This is a genomic window from Stenotrophomonas sp. LGBM10, from assembly GCF_046736075.1.
In the GTDB taxonomy this organism is placed as follows: Bacteria; Pseudomonadota; Gammaproteobacteria; order Xanthomonadales; family Xanthomonadaceae; genus Stenotrophomonas.
In genome coordinates this window covers 3,263,013-3,277,190 of record NZ_CP177163.1, presented here as the reverse complement: position 1 = coordinate 3,277,190, position 14,178 = coordinate 3,263,013, and the positions used below count along the sequence as shown (strand labels likewise).

The window sequence follows — 14,178 nt, the reverse complement described above, 5'->3', positions numbered from 1 at the left end:
ATGCCCTTGTGGGCGAAGTAAAGGAGGAGGTGGCGGCCGCAGGCCGACGCCGGGGGACATTCGCCGACAAGGGCATCGCGGCCCAGCGCCCGACCAACCCCGCCGCCGCGCCTGGTTCCGCGCACGATGGGTGGGTGCCACACGGACGGGAGGAGCACCGTTTCTGCCCCAGCCACCCTTCACCCCACACAAAACGCAGAAAGCCCGGCAATGCCGGGCTTTCTGCTGTCCCTGGAACCGGGGTCGGTTACAGGTTCGCTTCTTCGGTCTGCACCTTGTAGTGCTTGCGCATGGCCTGGATGTAGGCCTTGGCCGCCGCCATGCCGTCGATCTGGCTCAGCTGCTCCTTGAGCTGCTGCTGTTGCTGCGGGGTCACTTCGGCCACGTTGCCCGGGGTGACCTTGTTCACCGCGAACACCAGGTAACGACCCTGCACCTCAACCTTGCCGTAGCTCGGCTTGCCGTCGGCCGGCTGCGCCGCGGAGAACACCGCGCGGTTGATTTCCGGGGTCGGGACCGGCTGCGTGCGCGGCAGGCCCGGCAGCGGGCTGATCTGCAGCTTCTCGCTGGCCTGCAGGGTCTGCAGGGTCTGGCCGGCCTTGAGCTTGGCCAGCAGAGCATCCACCGCCTTCTCCGACGCCTGGCGGGTACGGTCGGCATGGATCGCGGCGATCACCTGCTCGCGCGCCTTGTCCAGCGGCAGGGCCTGCTCGGCGCTGTGCTCGGTGACGCGGATCATGACGCTGTGGTTCGGCTCCAGCTCGATCGGGTCGCTGACCGTGCCGTCCTGGGTCAGGACGTCGGAGAACGCCGCGCGCAGCACGGCCGGATTGGTGGCGATGCCGCTGGCGGTGGCGCGGTTGAACGGCCCCAGGGTCTGCACCGGCAGGCCGAGCTCCTTGGCCGCGCCGTCCAGCGAGGTCGGGTTCTTGTACACCAGATCGACCAGACGGCCGCTGAGTTCGGTGAACGCGCGGTCGTTGTCGGCCTTGAGCTGCTCGGCGGCCAGCTGGTCGCGCACCTCTTCAAACGCACGGCCCTGGCCGCCCTTGAGTTCGCGCAGCTGCAGCACGTGGTAGCCGAAGTCGGTCTTGACCGGGCCGGTCACTTCACCGGCCTTCATGGCGAACAGCGCGTCTTCGAACGGCTTCACCATCGCACCGCGTTCGACCCAGCCCAGATCGCCACCCGTGTCCTTGGAACCCGGATCTTCCGAGTTGGCCTTGGCCAGTGCGGCGAAATCGGCGCCCGGCGCCTTGGCTTCGGCGGCAATGCGCGTCGCCTTTTCCTCGGCGGCCTTCAGCTTGGCCGGATCGCTGCCATCGGCGGCGATCAGGATGTGCGAGGCCAGACGCTGTTCGGGCGTGGCGAAACGTGCCTTCTCGTCTTCATAGCGCTTGCGCAGCGCGGCTTCGTCGGCCGGCGCGGCAGCCGGCAGGGTCGCGCCGTTGATCTCGACGTACTCCAGCGTCACCGTCTCCGGCTGGCGGAAGTCCTTCAGATGGGCGTCGTACCACTGCTTGATCTGCGCGTCGGTGACCTCGGCGGTATCGGCCGGCGTTTCCGGCAGCGCGGCGATTTCCACGTCACGCGTTTCGCCCAGCAGCTTCATCAGACGCTCGGCTTCGGCCTGGGTGGTGAAGCCGGACAGCTGCAGCGCCGAGGGCACGACCGACTGCTGGATGCTCTCGCGCACCAGCGCTTCGAACTGCGTCGGGGTACGCGGCGGGTTGCTGCTGGCCAGCGCGATGCGGTACTGGTCGTTGTTGAACTTGCCGTCCGGCCCGATGAACCCCGGGATCGAGACGATGTAGTCGCGCACGGCCTTGTCGCCGATCACGATGCCGGACTGCTCGCCGGCCAGGCGCACAACCTGCTCGTCGATCATCTGGTCCAGCACGGCCAGCTTGTTCTCGGTGCTTTCGAACTCACGCGGGTCGAAGTTCTCGCCCTGCTCCTGGCGCGCCTGCTGGCGGGCCTGTTCGAAACGCACGCGGAAGTCCTGCGAGCTGATCTCGTGGTGCTGCCACAGGAACGACATCGGCCACCATGACGGCGCCGACTTCCACCAGGTCGGCGGAGCCGCCACCTTGGCCACGTTCTGCGCACCGACGCCACCGAGGTAGCTGTTGTCGATCACGAACAGGAACGGAATCATCAGCAGCCCCAGGATCACGGTGACGATCCAGCCTGAGGTCTTGTCGCGAAGTTTCTGCAGCATGGGAAGAATCAAGGCCTGATTGGCGAGCCGGGCAGTGTAACCCGCTTCGGGCGCGGCTCCAAAAGCGGCGCGGCGGCATGCGGCGCCGCCTGGCGGCTGCGCAGGGCGGGATCACCCCGGGGGCCGGCGAACGCGCAAAAGAAAAGCCCCTGGTTTGCACCAGGGGCCTTCAAGAATTGGCGGAGCGGACGGGACTCGAACCCGCGACCTCCGGCGTGACAGGCCAGCATTCTAACCAGCTGAACTACCGCTCCGCGCTTGAAACTTTGCAGGCGCTCATTATATCCGAAGATATTCTGAAAAACCTACCCCGATTTACTACTTTTCGAGGATTTATTTGAAACTGGCGGAGCGGACGGGACTCGAACCCGCGACCTCCGGCGTGACAGGCCAGCATTCTAACCAGCTGAACTACCGCTCCGCGCTTTGACTCTTCTGTTTACCGCAGCGACTCGCATCGTTGCAGAAAACAAGGCCCCCGATTGCTCAGGGGCCCGGTGTAGTGGCGGAGCGGACGGGACTCGAACCCGCGACCTCCGGCGTGACAGGCCAGCATTCTAACCAGCTGAACTACCGCTCCACTTTCAAACCTGTGTTACTGGCAGTGCTTGGTGGGTGCTGAGGGTTTCGAACCCCCGACCCTCTCCGTGTAAAGGAGACGCTCTACCGCTGAGCTAAGCACCCCAGCAAGCCGCTTAGTTTACGGCATCCTTCAGGGCTTTGCCAGCCTTGAACGACGGATTCTTCGAAGCAGCGATCTTGATGGTGTCGCCGGTCTTCGGGTTGCGGCCGGTACGGGCAGCGCGCGCGCGGACCTGGAACGTGCCGAAGCCAACCAGCGTCACCGCTTCACCGCCCTTCAGGGCCTTGGTGACGGAAGCGATGACGGCATCGACGGCGCGGCTGGACTCGGCCTTGGTCAGGTCGGCGGCTTCAGCAACGGCGTCGATCAATTCGGTCTTGTTCATTCTCTACAGCTCCTTTGGCGGGGATTCCGCGTATTCGACAGTAAAGCATCCGACCAGCAGTGCAGCCGGATACCGTGAAGTTCTCAGTTCGCCGAATTCAGTTTTTTGCTGACTCGCGAGTGGTGCTTTTATACCAGTCGCCCCCTACCCACGCAAGCTGAAAAGCCAATAACGACGCGGGTTTCGGCGATTTCCAGATGGCGCGTCAGTGCTTGACGCGCGTAGTGGAAGCTGTCTTGCTCTTGCCACGCACTGTGACGCGCTGCCCATCTTTACCGGCCTTCTTCGGCGTCAGCGGCGTCTCCAGGGCCAGGTCGAGCACCTCTTCGATCCACTTCACCGGCACGATCTTCAGATCGCGGGTGACGTTGGCCGGGATATCGGCCAGATCCTTACGGTTCTCCTCGGGGATGATCACCGTGGTGATCCCGCCGCGCAGCGCCGCCAGCAGCTTCTCCTTGAGCCCACCGATGGCGGTCACGCGACCGCGCAGGGTGATCTCACCGGTCATGGCGACCTCGGCGCGGATCGGCACCTTGGTCAGCATCGACACCAGCGAGGTGACCATCGCGATGCCGGCGCTGGGGCCGTCCTTGGGCGTGGCGCCATCCGGCACGTGCACGTGCACGTCGTGCTTCTGCAGGAACTCGGCATCGATACCCAGGCGTTCGGCGCGCGAACGCACCACCGACAGGGCGGCCGAGGCCGATTCCTTCATCACGTTGCCGAGCTGGCCGGTCAGGATCAGCGCGCCCTTGCCCGGGACCAGGGTGGATTCGATCTGCAGCAGGTCGCCGCCCACCTCGGTCCAGGCCAGGCCGGTGACCAAGCCGATTTCGTTCTGTTCCTCGGCGCGGCCGAAGTCGAAGCGGCGCACGCCCAGGTACTTGTCCAGGTTCTTGCCGCTCACCGACACCAGCGCCTTCTTCTTGGCGCCGGCCTTCTTGCCGGCCTTGGCCGGCTTGGCGGCCACCGCCGGACCCGCCAGCGCGATCTCCTTGACCACCTTGCGGCAGATCTTGGCGACTTCGCGTTCCAGGTTGCGCACGCCCGATTCGCGGGTGTAGTAACGCACCACGTCCTGGATGGCGTCGGCGCCGATCTCCAGTTCCTCCGGCTTCAGGCCGTTGGCCTTGAGCTGCTTGGGCACCAGGTAGCGCATGGCGATGTTGAGCTTCTCATCCTCGGTGTAGCCAGGAATGCGGATGACTTCCATGCGGTCCAGCAGCGGGCCCGGGATGTTGAGCGAGTTGGAGGTCGCCACGAACATCACTTCGGACAGGTCCAGGTCCACTTCCAGGTAGTGGTCGTTGAACGCGTTGTTCTGTTCGGGATCGAGCACTTCCAGCAGCGCCGAGGACGGATCGCCGCGGAAGTCCATCGACATCTTGTCGATCTCATCCAGCACGAACAGCGCGTTCTTGCTGCCGACCTTGTTGAGGTTCTGCACGATGCGGCCCGGCATGGAACCGACGTAGGTGCGACGGTGGCCACGGATCTCGGCCTCGTCGCGCACGCCACCCAGGCTCATGCGCACGAACTTGCGGTTGGTTGCCTTGGCAATCGACTGCCCCAGCGAGGTCTTGCCCACGCCCGGCGGCCCGACCAGGCACAGGATCGGCCCCTTCATCTGCTTCACCCGCGACTGCACGGCGAGGTACTCGAGGATGCGGTCCTTGACCTTGTCCAGGCCGAAGTGATCGGCGTCCAGGGTGTCCTGCGCGGCCTTGAGGTCCTTGCGCACCTTGGTGCGCTTCTTCCACGGCACGCCCAGCAGCCAGTCGAGGTAATTGCGCACGACCGCCGCTTCGGCCGACATCGGCGACATCTGCTTGAGCTTGTTCAGCTCCGCCTTCGCCTTGGTTTCCACCGGCTTGGGCATGCCCGCCTCGGCGATCTTGCGGGCCAGTTCTTCCAGTTCGCCCGGCGCGTCGTCGAGGTCGCCCAGCTCCTTCTGGATGGCCTTCATCTGTTCGTTGAGGTAGTACTCGCGCTGGCTCTTTTCCATCTGCGATTTGACGCGGCCGCGGATGCGCTTTTCCATCTGCTGCACGTCGATTTCGCCGTCGACCAGGCCCACCAGCATTTCCAGCCGGTCGCCGATCTGCAGGGTTTCCAGCAGGCGCTGCTTGTCGGCCAGGCGCACACTGATGTGCGCGGCGATCGTATCGGCCAGGCGCGCCGGCTCGTCGATACCGGACAGGGTCTGCAGCAGTTCCGGCGGCAGCTTGCGGTTGGTTTTGACGTACTGCTCGAACAGCGACATCAGCGACCGGGCGATCGCCTCGATCTCACGCGGTTCGCGCGATTCGTCGGATTCGATTTCCACGCCCACGCCATGCAGCGAGCCGTCGCGCTCGGTGACCTGGGTGACGTTGACGCGCGACAGGCCCTCGACCAGCACCTTGATGGTGCCGTCGGGCAGCTTCAGCAGCTGCAGTACCTGGGCCAGCGTGCCGACCTGGTAGAGGTCGGCTGCGGTCGGGTCGTCGGTCTCGGCCGACTTCTGCGCCAGCAGCAGGATGCGCTTGTCCGCTTCCATCGCCTGCTCCAGCGCATGCATGGACTTGTCGCGGCCGACGAACAGCGGAATGACCATGTGCGGGAACACCACCACGTCACGCAGCGGCAGTACCGGCAGGTCGAGAGTCTCAGTAGGGGAACGGGCCATGTGGGCTCCAGTGGAACAGTGGGAATGGCCTCCGGGCGGCCTCGCCCGGATACAAAAAAAGCCGATGGCCTCGTTATGGGGCCATCGGCTTCTAGATGCAAGCTGTTCTGAAAAATTTCTTTCAATTCAATTACTTGAACTGATTATTCAGCACCAGCCGCCTTCTGTTCAGGCGCCGGCGGCGTCTGGTAGATCAGGTACGGCTCGGACTTGTGTTCGATCACCGATTCGTCCACCACCACCTTGCTGACGTTCTCTGCCGACGGCAGGTCATACATGGTGTCCAGCAGGACCGATTCGACGATCGTACGCAGGCCACGGGCACCGGTCTTGCGCTTGAGCGCCTTGCGGGCAATGGCAGCCAGCGCGTCCGGGCGGAACTCGAGCTCGACGTGCTCCATCTCGAACAGCTTCTTGAACTGCTTGGTGATGGCGTTCTTCGGCTCGGTCAGGATGCGCACCAGGGCCGCTTCATCCAGCTCTTCCAGGGTGGCCACGACCGGCAGACGACCGACGAACTCGGGAATCAGGCCGAACTTGATCAGGTCTTCCGGCTCGACTTCAGCCAGCACCTTGCCCACTTCCTGCTTGCGCTCGGCGCTCTTGACCTTGGCCCCGAAGCCGATGCCGCCCGAATCGTTGGACCGCTGCTGGATCACCTTGTCCAGCCCGGCAAACGCACCGCCGCAGATGAACAGGATGTTCTTGGTGTCCACCTGCAGGAATTCCTGCTGCGGGTGCTTGCGGCCGCCCTGCGGCGGAACGCTGGCCACGGTGCCTTCGATCAGCTTCAGCAGGGCCTGCTGGACGCCTTCGCCGGACACATCGCGGGTGATCGACGGGTTCTCGCTCTTGCGCGAGATCTTGTCGATTTCATCGATGTAGACGATGCCCTGCTGTGCCTTCTCGACGTCGTAGTCGCACTTCTGCAGCAGCTTCTGGATGATGTTCTCCACGTCCTCGCCCACGTAACCGGCTTCGGTCAGCGTGGTGGCGTCGGCCATGGTGAACGGCACGTTGAGCAGGCGGGCCAGGGTTTCGGCCAGCAGCGTCTTGCCCGAACCGGTCGGACCGACCAGCAGGATGTTCGACTTCGCCAGCTCGACTTCGTCGTTCTTCTGGCGGCTTTCGATGCGCTTGTAGTGGTTGTACACGGCCACGGCCAGCGTGCGCTTGGCGCGGTTCTGGCCGATCACGTACTGGTCCAGGACCTCGAGGATCTCGCGCGGCTTGGGCAGCGAACTGCGTGCCGACTGCGCCTTCTCCTCCAGCTCCTCACGGATGATGTCGTTGCACAGCTCCACGCATTCATCGCAGATGAATACGCTCGGACCCGCAATCAGCTTGCGCACCTCATGCTGGCTCTTACCGCAGAAGGAGCAGTAGAGGATCTTGCCGCTGTCCGTGGAACGACCTTGGCGGTCTTCGCTCATGCTTCGCTTACCCAGTTACCCCACCCGCTGAACGGGGGTTCGATTCGAGAATAACACAGGGCCCGGAGGACGCCAGTCCTGCCCGACCCTGCGGAAACAAGCCGGAATGCCGGCCTGGTGGCGTCATCACGCCGGCTGGATCGACTCTTCCGGACGACGTTCCAGCACCTGGTCGACCAGCCCGTAGGCCATCGCCTCGGACGCGCTCTTGAAGTTGTCGCGTTCGGTATCGCGCGCGATGGTCTCCAGCGACTGGCCGGTGTGGCGTGCCAGGATTTCATTCAGGCGCGAACGCAGCGTCAGGATCTCGCGCGCATGGATGTCGATATCCGTGGCCTGGCCCTGGTAGCCGCCCAGCGGCTGGTGGATCATCACGCGCGAATTGGGCAGCGCATAGCGCTTGCCGGCTTCGCCCGCGGCCAGCAGGAGGGCGCCCATCGAGGCCGCCTGGCCGATGCAGGTGGTGCTCACATTCGGCTTGATGTACTGCATGGTGTCGTAGATCGCCATGCCGGCGGTGACCACGCCACCGGGCGAGTTGATGTAGATGTTGATGTCCTTTTCCGGGTTCTCCGATTCCAGGAACAGCAACTGCGCCACCACCACGTTGGCCATGTGATCGTCGATCGGGCCCACGAGGAAGATCAGGCGCTCCTTCAACAGGCGCGAATAGATGTCATAGGCGCGCTCGCCGCGGCTGGTCTGCTCGACCACCATCGGAACCAGGTTCAGGGCTTTGGTTCGGTTGTCCATTACGTGAGGCACCTATCTTGGGGGGGACAACCCCGCGCCGGAGCGCGGGGCGTGAAACGCCGTCCGATTACTGACGGATGGCGTCCTGGAACGACATCGGCTGCTCGGTGTGCTGGGCGCGCTCGGCGATCCAGTCGATCACCTGCTCTTCCATCACGCGGTTCTGCAGCCCACTCATCAGCTGGGGGTCGTTGCGGTACATCTCAATGACCTGCTCCGGCTCTTCATAGGTCGAGGCGATCAGGCGCATGGTTTCATTCAGGCGCTTGGGGTCCAGGCGCAGGTCGTTCTTGCGGGCCACTTCACCGACCAGCAGGCCGACCAGCACGCGCTTGGCGGCGGCGTCCTTGAAGCCTTCGTGGGCGTCGGCCGGGACGTCGCCCGGGTTGCGGCCGCTGCGGCGGATCTGCTCGATCTGCTGGGCCAGCATGGCGCGGGCTTCGTTCTCGACCAGGCGCGGCGGCATTTCCACCGACGCGTAGGCGGCGATCAGCTGCTCGCCCACTTCACGGCGCAGGCGGTTCATCAGGGCGCCCTTCAGCTCGCGCTCCAGGTTGGCGCGGATGTCCTTGCGGAACTGCTCCACGTCGCCACCCTTCACACCGAAGCTCTTGATGAAGTCGGCGTCGACCTCCGGCAGCACCGGCTCGGACACGTCCACCGCCTTGACGGTGACCTTGACCTGCTTGCCCGCCAGCGCCGGCACGCGCCAGTCAGCCGGGAACTCGACGTCGAGGGTCTTTTCCTCACCCTTGGCCAGACCGACCAGGCCCTGCTCGATCTGCTCGAACATCATGCCCTGGCCCACGATCACGCTGCCCTTTTCGCTGCCTTCGGCCGGCAGGCGCTCGTCGCCGGCCTGCGACCAGGTTTCCAGCGCGACCAGATCGCCGTCCTGGGCACCACGGGTGACCGGGCTCCAGCTGCGGCGCTGCTCGCGCAGGTTCTGGATCATCTGGTCGATGTCGGCATCGTTGATCTCGGCGGTGTGGCGCACCACGGTCAGCTTGCTGACGTCCACGTCGCCGAAGTCCGGCACCAGTTCGACGGTGGCCACGAAGGAGAACTCGCCTTCGTCGCCCTTGTCGATGCGCGGGGTGCCGGCGATGCGCAGCTCATGCTCGCGCAGTGCGGCATCGAAGGTTTCGCGCAGCAGGCCGTCAACGGCCTCGCTGCGGACCTGCTGGCCGAAACGCTGCTCGATCACCTTGGCCGGGATCTTGCCCGGACGGAAGCCCTTGATCCGCGCGGTACGGGCGATTTCGCCCAGACGGCCGCTGATGTGGGTCTGCAGGCGGTCTTCCGGCAGCGAGAAGGTCAGGCGGCGTTCCAGGTTGCCGGTGGATTCGATCGAAGCTTGCATGTTGACTCCTGCCACCGGAGGCATGGGCCCCGGCACGATGTGATGGATGAAACGGGTTTTGGACGCGGGGTCGTGAACGCGCTTGCCCGCCGCAGCCCTGTAGTTTCGCCGATTCCGGCCAGCGCCGCCAGCACGGGGCCGGGAGCGTCACAGGGCGCGTCACGCCCAGCATGTGGCCGTCTCCCGGATCCGGGACGTGCCCTTGGTCATGGGTGCAGGCCAAACCGGCCCGCACTGGTGCGAAAGGGGGGACTCGAACCCCCACGCCTTGCGGCACTGGAACCTAAATCCAGGGCGTCTACCAATTCCGCCACTTTCGCGAGCGTGCGCTCAGCACCGCATTGTTGCAGGCGGGAGCGCAAACAGGAAGGTCATCACATTGCTTAACCCGTCTTTTGGGGCTCTTCGCCAGACGTTGCGCAGGCTGGGGACGCTGCCGCGCATTCGCGCCGCAGCCCCACGCAGTGCTGTGCACTCCGTGGGCCCCATCTCATCAGCCCCCGGATCCCCACGGCTTCGCCGCGCCCCCTTGACTCAAGGGGGCTCTCCACCAGACCGCGCACGGATGACCGCAGTATCCAGAAAAGAAAAAAGCCACCCGGCGGACCGGATGGCTTCTGTCTTGGTGGGCTGTCAAGGATTCGAACCTTGGGGAAGCTGCCGCGCATTCGCGCCGCAGCCCCACGCAGTGCTGTGCACTCCGTGGGCCCCATCTCATCAGCACCCAGATCCCCGCGGCTTCGCCGCGCCCCCTTGACTCAAGGGGGCTCTCCACCAGACCGCGCACGGATGACCGCAGGATCCAGAAAAGAAAAAAGCCACCCGGCGGACCGGATGGCTTCTGTCTTGGTGGGCTGTCAAGGATTCGAACCTTGGACCTATTGATTAAGAGTCAACTGCTCTACCAACTGAGCTAACAGCCCGAAAATCGGGAGGCGAATTATGCAGGACTTCTTCCGCCGGATGCAAGCACTTTGTCTAAACGAATTTCCACCGGCGTCCGGAAAAGAAAAAAGCCACCCGGCGGACCGGATGGCTTCTGTCTTGGTGGGCTGTCAAGGATTCGAACCTTGGGGAAGCTGCCGCGCATTCGCGCCGCAGCCCCACGCAGTGCTGTGCACTCCGTGGGCCCCATCTCATCAGCACCCAGATCCCCGCGGCTTCGCCGCGCCCCCTTGACTCAAGGGGGCTCTCCACCGGACCGCGCACGGATGACCGCAGGATCCAGAAAAGAAAAAAGCCACCCGGCGGACCGGATGGCTTCTGTCTTGGTGGGCTGTCAAGGATTCGAACCTTGGACCTATTGATTAAGAGTCAACTGCTCTACCAACTGAGCTAACAGCCCTGAAAAACTCAGGCGCACATTGTAACGTGACTGCCTTTTTTTGCAACCCTGATTCACTTTTGGTGAACCAGGTTTTGATCAGTGGGGTGGCTGAGGGGATTCGAACCCCCGACCACCGGAATCACAATCCGGTACTCTAACCAACTGAGCTACAGCCACCACTGAAACCTTTGCTTCCTACCGCTTGCACCGAATGGCGCGCCCGACAGGAATCGAACCTGTAACCGCCGGCTTAGAAGGCCGGTGCTCTATCCAGTTGAGCTACGGGCGCTCTATCCGGATTGTCGCATTTCCAATCCCGTTCTGAGCAGCGGATTGGTCGGGGTAGAGGGATTCGAACCCCCGACATCCTGCTCCCAAAGCAGGCGCGCTACCAGACTGCGCTATACCCCGGCGGTTTTGTTTCCCTCCGAGGTTCCCCCCGAAAGAGTCGGCTATTGTGGGAATCGGCGAGGCATCTGTCAACGGTTTTCACACACCAATTCACCTGTCGCCATCGCAGCCCCCTGCTTCGGCTATCCTCGATGCAGCGGCCGGACGGCCGAACCCTACCCCTTTCAAGGAGATTGGCAATGCGCAGCGGTAATCCCGCCCTTTCCGAGTCGACCTTCCTCGACCTGGCCAGCGGCTCGGTCGTGAGCTCGCCCGACCAGGCGATGACCATCAATGGCACGGTCAACAAGACCGGCATCCTGCTGTTGCTGACCGTGCTGACCGCCGCGTTCGCCTGGAGCCAGACCGTCGGCGCCGATGGGCAGATCGCCCCGGGCGCGATGATCTATGCCGTCGGCGGCGCCATCGGCGGGCTGGTGCTGGCACTGGTCACGGTGTTCAAGAAGGCCTGGTCGCCGGTGACCGCACCGCTGTACGCACTGGTGGAAGGCTTCTTCCTCGGCGCGATCTCGGCCGTGTTCGAAATGAAGTTCCCGGGCATCGTGTTCCAGGCCGTGCTGCTCACCTTCGGCACCCTGTTCGCCCTGCTGGTGGCCTACCGCAGCGGCCTGATCAAGGTCACCGAGAACTTCAAGCTCGGCGTGGTGGCTGCCACCGGCGGAATCGCGCTGCTGTACCTGGCCTCGTTCGTGCTCAGCTTCTTCAACATCAACGTGCCGGTCATCCACGAAGCCAGCGGCTGGGGCATCGCCTTCAGTCTGTTCGTGGTGGTGGTGGCGGCGCTGAACCTGGTGCTGGACTTCGACTTCATCGAAACCGGCGCCGCTGCACGTGCGCCCAAGTACATGGAGTGGTACGGCGCGTTCGGCCTGATGGTCACCCTGGTGTGGCTGTACGTGGAATTCCTGCGCCTGCTGTCCAAGCTGCAGAGTCGCTGAGCCTCACCGCAGCAGCAGTACGCAGAAGGGCGCCGGATGGCGCCCTTCTGCGTTGATCAGCCCGCACGTGCCAGCAGCGCCGGTACCGACGAGGCCAGCAACGCCACGCCGGAGGCGGTGAGCAGGCCGAGCACGATCTGCCGGAAGCGCGCCTCGCTGATGCCGATGTACAGCTTTGCGCCGAACAGGGTGGGCAGCAGCATGGCCGGTGCGACGATGGCGAACAGCGGCAGCACCTGCCGGGTGACCACGCCGGTGGCCAAGTAGATGCCCATCGTCACCAGCAGCATGGACAGGTTGAAGTTCTGGATGATGGCGCGCTGGGCATCCTTGTCCATGCCGCGCAGCGTGCACCACAGCGTTGGCAGGGTGCCGGTGAATCCACCGATGCCACCGAGCACGCCGCCGGCCATGCCGACCGCCGCGTCCGCGATCCGGCCGCCCGCGGTGATCCGCGGCAGCGACCGCGCCATCAGCATGGCCGGGCACCAGATCACCAGCAGCCCGCCCAGCAGCGCCTTGAACCAATCCATGTCCAGGTGCGGCAGCACCGCCACCCCCAGTGGAATGCCGGCCAGACCGCCCAGCACGAACGGCAGCAGCCGCTGCAGGTCGAAGCCACGTCGCACGGTGAACGCCGCCAGCAGCTGCCCCACCAGCGCGCCGAACACCGACAGGGTCGCCGCCAGCCGCGGATCCAGGGTCCACGCCCAGAACGACATGGCGACCAGGCCAAACGCGAACCCCGACAGGCCCTGCACGAATCCCGCCACGATCGCGCCGAGGGCCACGATCACATACACCGACTCCATTGCCGTGCTCCTGCCATGCTGCGCGTCGCCTGCGACGCAAACGCAGCGGGGCGCCCGAAGGCGCCCCGCTGGAGGTTACCGGGCGATGCCTGGGCCGCTTACAGACGGCTGGCGATGGCCTGGGCGAAGCCCATCGTGTTGCCGGTGCCGCCGAGGTCGCCGGTCAGCGAATCCTTGGCTTCCAGCGTCGCCACGATGGCCTTGCGCAGACGCTCGGCGTTGTCGGTCTGGCCGACATGGTCGAGCATCTGTGCGGCGGCGAGCAGCAGCGCGCACGGGTTGGCCTTGCCCTGGCCGGCGATGTCCGGCGCGGTGCCGTGCACGGCTTCGAAGATCGCCGCGTCCACACCGATGTTGGCGCCCGGGGCCAGGCCCAGGCCGCCGACGAGGCCGGCGCACAGGTCGGAGATGATGTCGCCGAACAGGTTGGTGGTGACGATGATGTCGAACTGTTCCGGACGCATCACCAGCTGCATGCAGGCGTTGTCGACGATCATTTCCTGGAACTCGATGTCCGGGTACTTGGCCGCCACTTCGCGCGCCACGGCCAGGAACAGGCCCGAGGTCGACTTGATGATGTTGGCCTTGTGCACGGCCGTGACCTTCTTGCGGCCGGTGCTGCGGGCCAGCTCGAAGGCGTAGCGCACGATGCGCTCGGAGCCCTTGCGGGTGATGCGGGTGCCGGAGAAGGCGGTTTCGCCGTCGGCCGAGACTTCCTGGCCTTCGGCCAGGTAGGCGCCTTCGGTGTTCTCACGGACGGTGATCAGGTTCACGCCGTCGCCGAAGCGCGACTTGGTGTTCGGGAACGAGGTCGCCGGACGCACGTTGGCGTACAGGTCGAAGTGGCGACGCAGGCTGACGTTGATCGAGGTGAAGCCACCACCGACCGGCGTGGTCAGCGGGCTCTTCAGCGCGATCTTGTTGCGTGCGATCGACTCCAGCGTGGCCGCCGGCATCAGGTCGCCGTGCTTCTCCAGCGCGACCAGGCCCGCATCGGCGTCTTCGTATTCAAAGCCGGTGTCGAGCTTGCCGAGCACGAACAGGGTAGCGTCCATGATCTCCGGGCCGATGCCGTCGCCGCGGATGACCGTGATTTTCTGCGTCATTGATATGTATTCCGAACCGAGGGGGAAGCGCCATCCGTCAGGTGCGCGAAGCACCGGCGCAAGGGAAGTTTCACCCGCAATTATGCCTGAGCCGGCCCGGGGACCCCAAATCAGCCTTTAGTCCCAGACCGCGGGCCGTACCGACCTGCGGTCGGCACCTGCCGGTACGTTCGCG

The 14,178-nt window shown here is 64.6% G+C and carries 9 protein-coding genes and 10 tRNA genes; 1 reads left to right on the top strand and 18 read right to left on the bottom strand.

Annotated elements, in window-relative coordinates:
* Positions 1-247: 247 nt before the first annotated feature.
* From ACLB90_RS14195 to ACLB90_RS14120, 16 genes are all read right to left on the bottom strand, one after another.
* A complete protein-coding gene (locus ACLB90_RS14195; protein ID WP_411850067.1) occupies positions 248-2,221 on the bottom strand; it encodes a peptidyl-prolyl cis-trans isomerase in 1,974 nt (657 codons plus the stop codon).
* A 177-nt stretch (positions 2,222-2,398) separates the two neighbouring features.
* Positions 2,399-2,475, bottom strand: a tRNA-Asp gene (locus ACLB90_RS14190).
* 90 nt (positions 2,476-2,565) lie between these two features.
* A tRNA-Asp gene (locus tag ACLB90_RS14185) sits at positions 2,566-2,642 on the bottom strand.
* Between the two features lie 82 nt (positions 2,643-2,724).
* Positions 2,725-2,801, bottom strand: a tRNA-Asp gene (locus ACLB90_RS14180).
* A gap of 29 nt (positions 2,802-2,830) precedes the next feature.
* A tRNA-Val gene (locus ACLB90_RS14175) sits at positions 2,831-2,905 on the bottom strand.
* An 11-nt stretch (positions 2,906-2,916) separates the two neighbouring features.
* Positions 2,917-3,189: an HU family DNA-binding protein gene (locus tag ACLB90_RS14170; protein ID WP_017356992.1), complete on the bottom strand. Its 273-nt coding sequence runs from the start codon at positions 3,187-3,189 to the stop codon at positions 2,917-2,919.
* Positions 3,190-3,394: 205 nt separating this feature from the next.
* Positions 3,395-5,860 (bottom strand): endopeptidase La, encoded by a 2,466-nt coding sequence (lon, locus tag ACLB90_RS14165; protein WP_411850066.1) that lies wholly within the window; start codon positions 5,858-5,860, stop codon positions 3,395-3,397.
* A gap of 143 nt (positions 5,861-6,003) precedes the next feature.
* The gene (gene clpX / locus ACLB90_RS14160) at positions 6,004-7,293 is read right to left on the bottom strand and encodes an ATP-dependent Clp protease ATP-binding subunit ClpX (RefSeq protein ID WP_411850065.1); all 1,290 of its coding nucleotides are present in this window, start codon (positions 7,291-7,293) and stop codon (positions 6,004-6,006) included.
* A gap of 126 nt (positions 7,294-7,419) precedes the next feature.
* Positions 7,420-8,046 (bottom strand): ATP-dependent Clp endopeptidase proteolytic subunit ClpP, encoded by a 627-nt coding sequence (gene clpP, locus ACLB90_RS14155; protein ID WP_017356989.1) that lies wholly within the window; start codon positions 8,044-8,046, stop codon positions 7,420-7,422.
* Between the two features lie 67 nt (positions 8,047-8,113).
* Positions 8,114-9,409, bottom strand: coding sequence for a trigger factor (gene tig / locus ACLB90_RS14150; protein ID WP_411850064.1), 1,296 nt, complete (start codon positions 9,407-9,409; stop codon positions 8,114-8,116).
* 235 nt (positions 9,410-9,644) lie between these two features.
* Positions 9,645-9,729: transfer RNA gene (locus ACLB90_RS14145), tRNA-Leu, on the bottom strand.
* A 527-nt stretch (positions 9,730-10,256) separates the two neighbouring features.
* A tRNA-Lys gene (locus ACLB90_RS14140) sits at positions 10,257-10,332 on the bottom strand.
* A 346-nt stretch (positions 10,333-10,678) separates the two neighbouring features.
* Positions 10,679-10,754, bottom strand: a tRNA-Lys gene (locus ACLB90_RS14135).
* A gap of 82 nt (positions 10,755-10,836) precedes the next feature.
* Positions 10,837-10,913: transfer RNA gene (locus tag ACLB90_RS14130), tRNA-His, on the bottom strand.
* 35 nt (positions 10,914-10,948) lie between these two features.
* Positions 10,949-11,025: transfer RNA gene (locus ACLB90_RS14125), tRNA-Arg, on the bottom strand.
* A 45-nt stretch (positions 11,026-11,070) separates the two neighbouring features.
* Positions 11,071-11,147 (bottom strand) — tRNA-Pro (locus ACLB90_RS14120).
* A 179-nt stretch (positions 11,148-11,326) separates the two neighbouring features.
* Here ACLB90_RS14120 and ACLB90_RS14115 point away from each other — a divergent pair.
* Positions 11,327-12,085: a Bax inhibitor-1/YccA family membrane protein gene (locus ACLB90_RS14115; RefSeq protein ID WP_411850063.1), complete on the top strand. Its 759-nt coding sequence runs from the start codon at positions 11,327-11,329 to the stop codon at positions 12,083-12,085.
* A 56-nt stretch (positions 12,086-12,141) separates the two neighbouring features.
* On the opposite strand, the gene ACLB90_RS14110 is transcribed toward ACLB90_RS14115, so the two are convergent.
* Both ACLB90_RS14110 and ACLB90_RS14105 read right to left on the bottom strand, forming a co-directional pair.
* The gene (locus ACLB90_RS14110; RefSeq protein ID WP_411850062.1) at positions 12,142-12,897 is read right to left on the bottom strand and encodes a sulfite exporter TauE/SafE family protein; all 756 of its coding nucleotides are present in this window, start codon (positions 12,895-12,897) and stop codon (positions 12,142-12,144) included.
* 98 nt (positions 12,898-12,995) lie between these two features.
* Positions 12,996-14,003, bottom strand: a complete 1,008-nt coding sequence (locus ACLB90_RS14105; protein ID WP_411850061.1) for an isocitrate dehydrogenase — start codon at positions 14,001-14,003, stop codon at positions 12,996-12,998.
* Positions 14,004-14,178: the final 175 nt, after the last annotated feature.

What these genes read in the sequence shown, in the direction of transcription:
- clpP (WP_017356989.1), bottom strand. Translation starts at nt 8,046, where the DNA reads ATGGACAACCGAACCAAAGCCCTGAACCTGGTTCCGATGGTGGTCGAG.
- lon (WP_411850066.1), bottom strand. Translation starts at nt 5,860, where the DNA reads ATGGCCCGTTCCCCTACTGAGACTCTCGACCTGCCGGTACTGCCGCTG.
- clpX (WP_411850065.1), bottom strand. Translation starts at nt 7,293, where the DNA reads ATGAGCGAAGACCGCCAAGGTCGTTCCACGGACAGCGGCAAGATCCTC.
- tig (WP_411850064.1), bottom strand. Translation starts at nt 9,409, where the DNA reads ATGCAAGCTTCGATCGAATCCACCGGCAACCTGGAACGCCGCCTGACC.
- ACLB90_RS14110 (WP_411850062.1), bottom strand. Translation starts at nt 12,897, where the DNA reads ATGGAGTCGGTGTATGTGATCGTGGCCCTCGGCGCGATCGTGGCGGGA.
- ACLB90_RS14105 (WP_411850061.1), bottom strand. Translation starts at nt 14,003, where the DNA reads ATGACGCAGAAAATCACGGTCATCCGCGGCGACGGCATCGGCCCGGAG.
- ACLB90_RS14170 (WP_017356992.1), bottom strand. Translation starts at nt 3,189, where the DNA reads ATGAACAAGACCGAATTGATCGACGCCGTTGCTGAAGCCGCCGACCTG.
- ACLB90_RS14195 (WP_411850067.1), bottom strand. Translation starts at nt 2,221, where the DNA reads ATGCTGCAGAAACTTCGCGACAAGACCTCAGGCTGGATCGTCACCGTG.
- ACLB90_RS14115 (WP_411850063.1), top strand. Translation starts at nt 11,327, where the DNA reads ATGCGCAGCGGTAATCCCGCCCTTTCCGAGTCGACCTTCCTCGACCTG.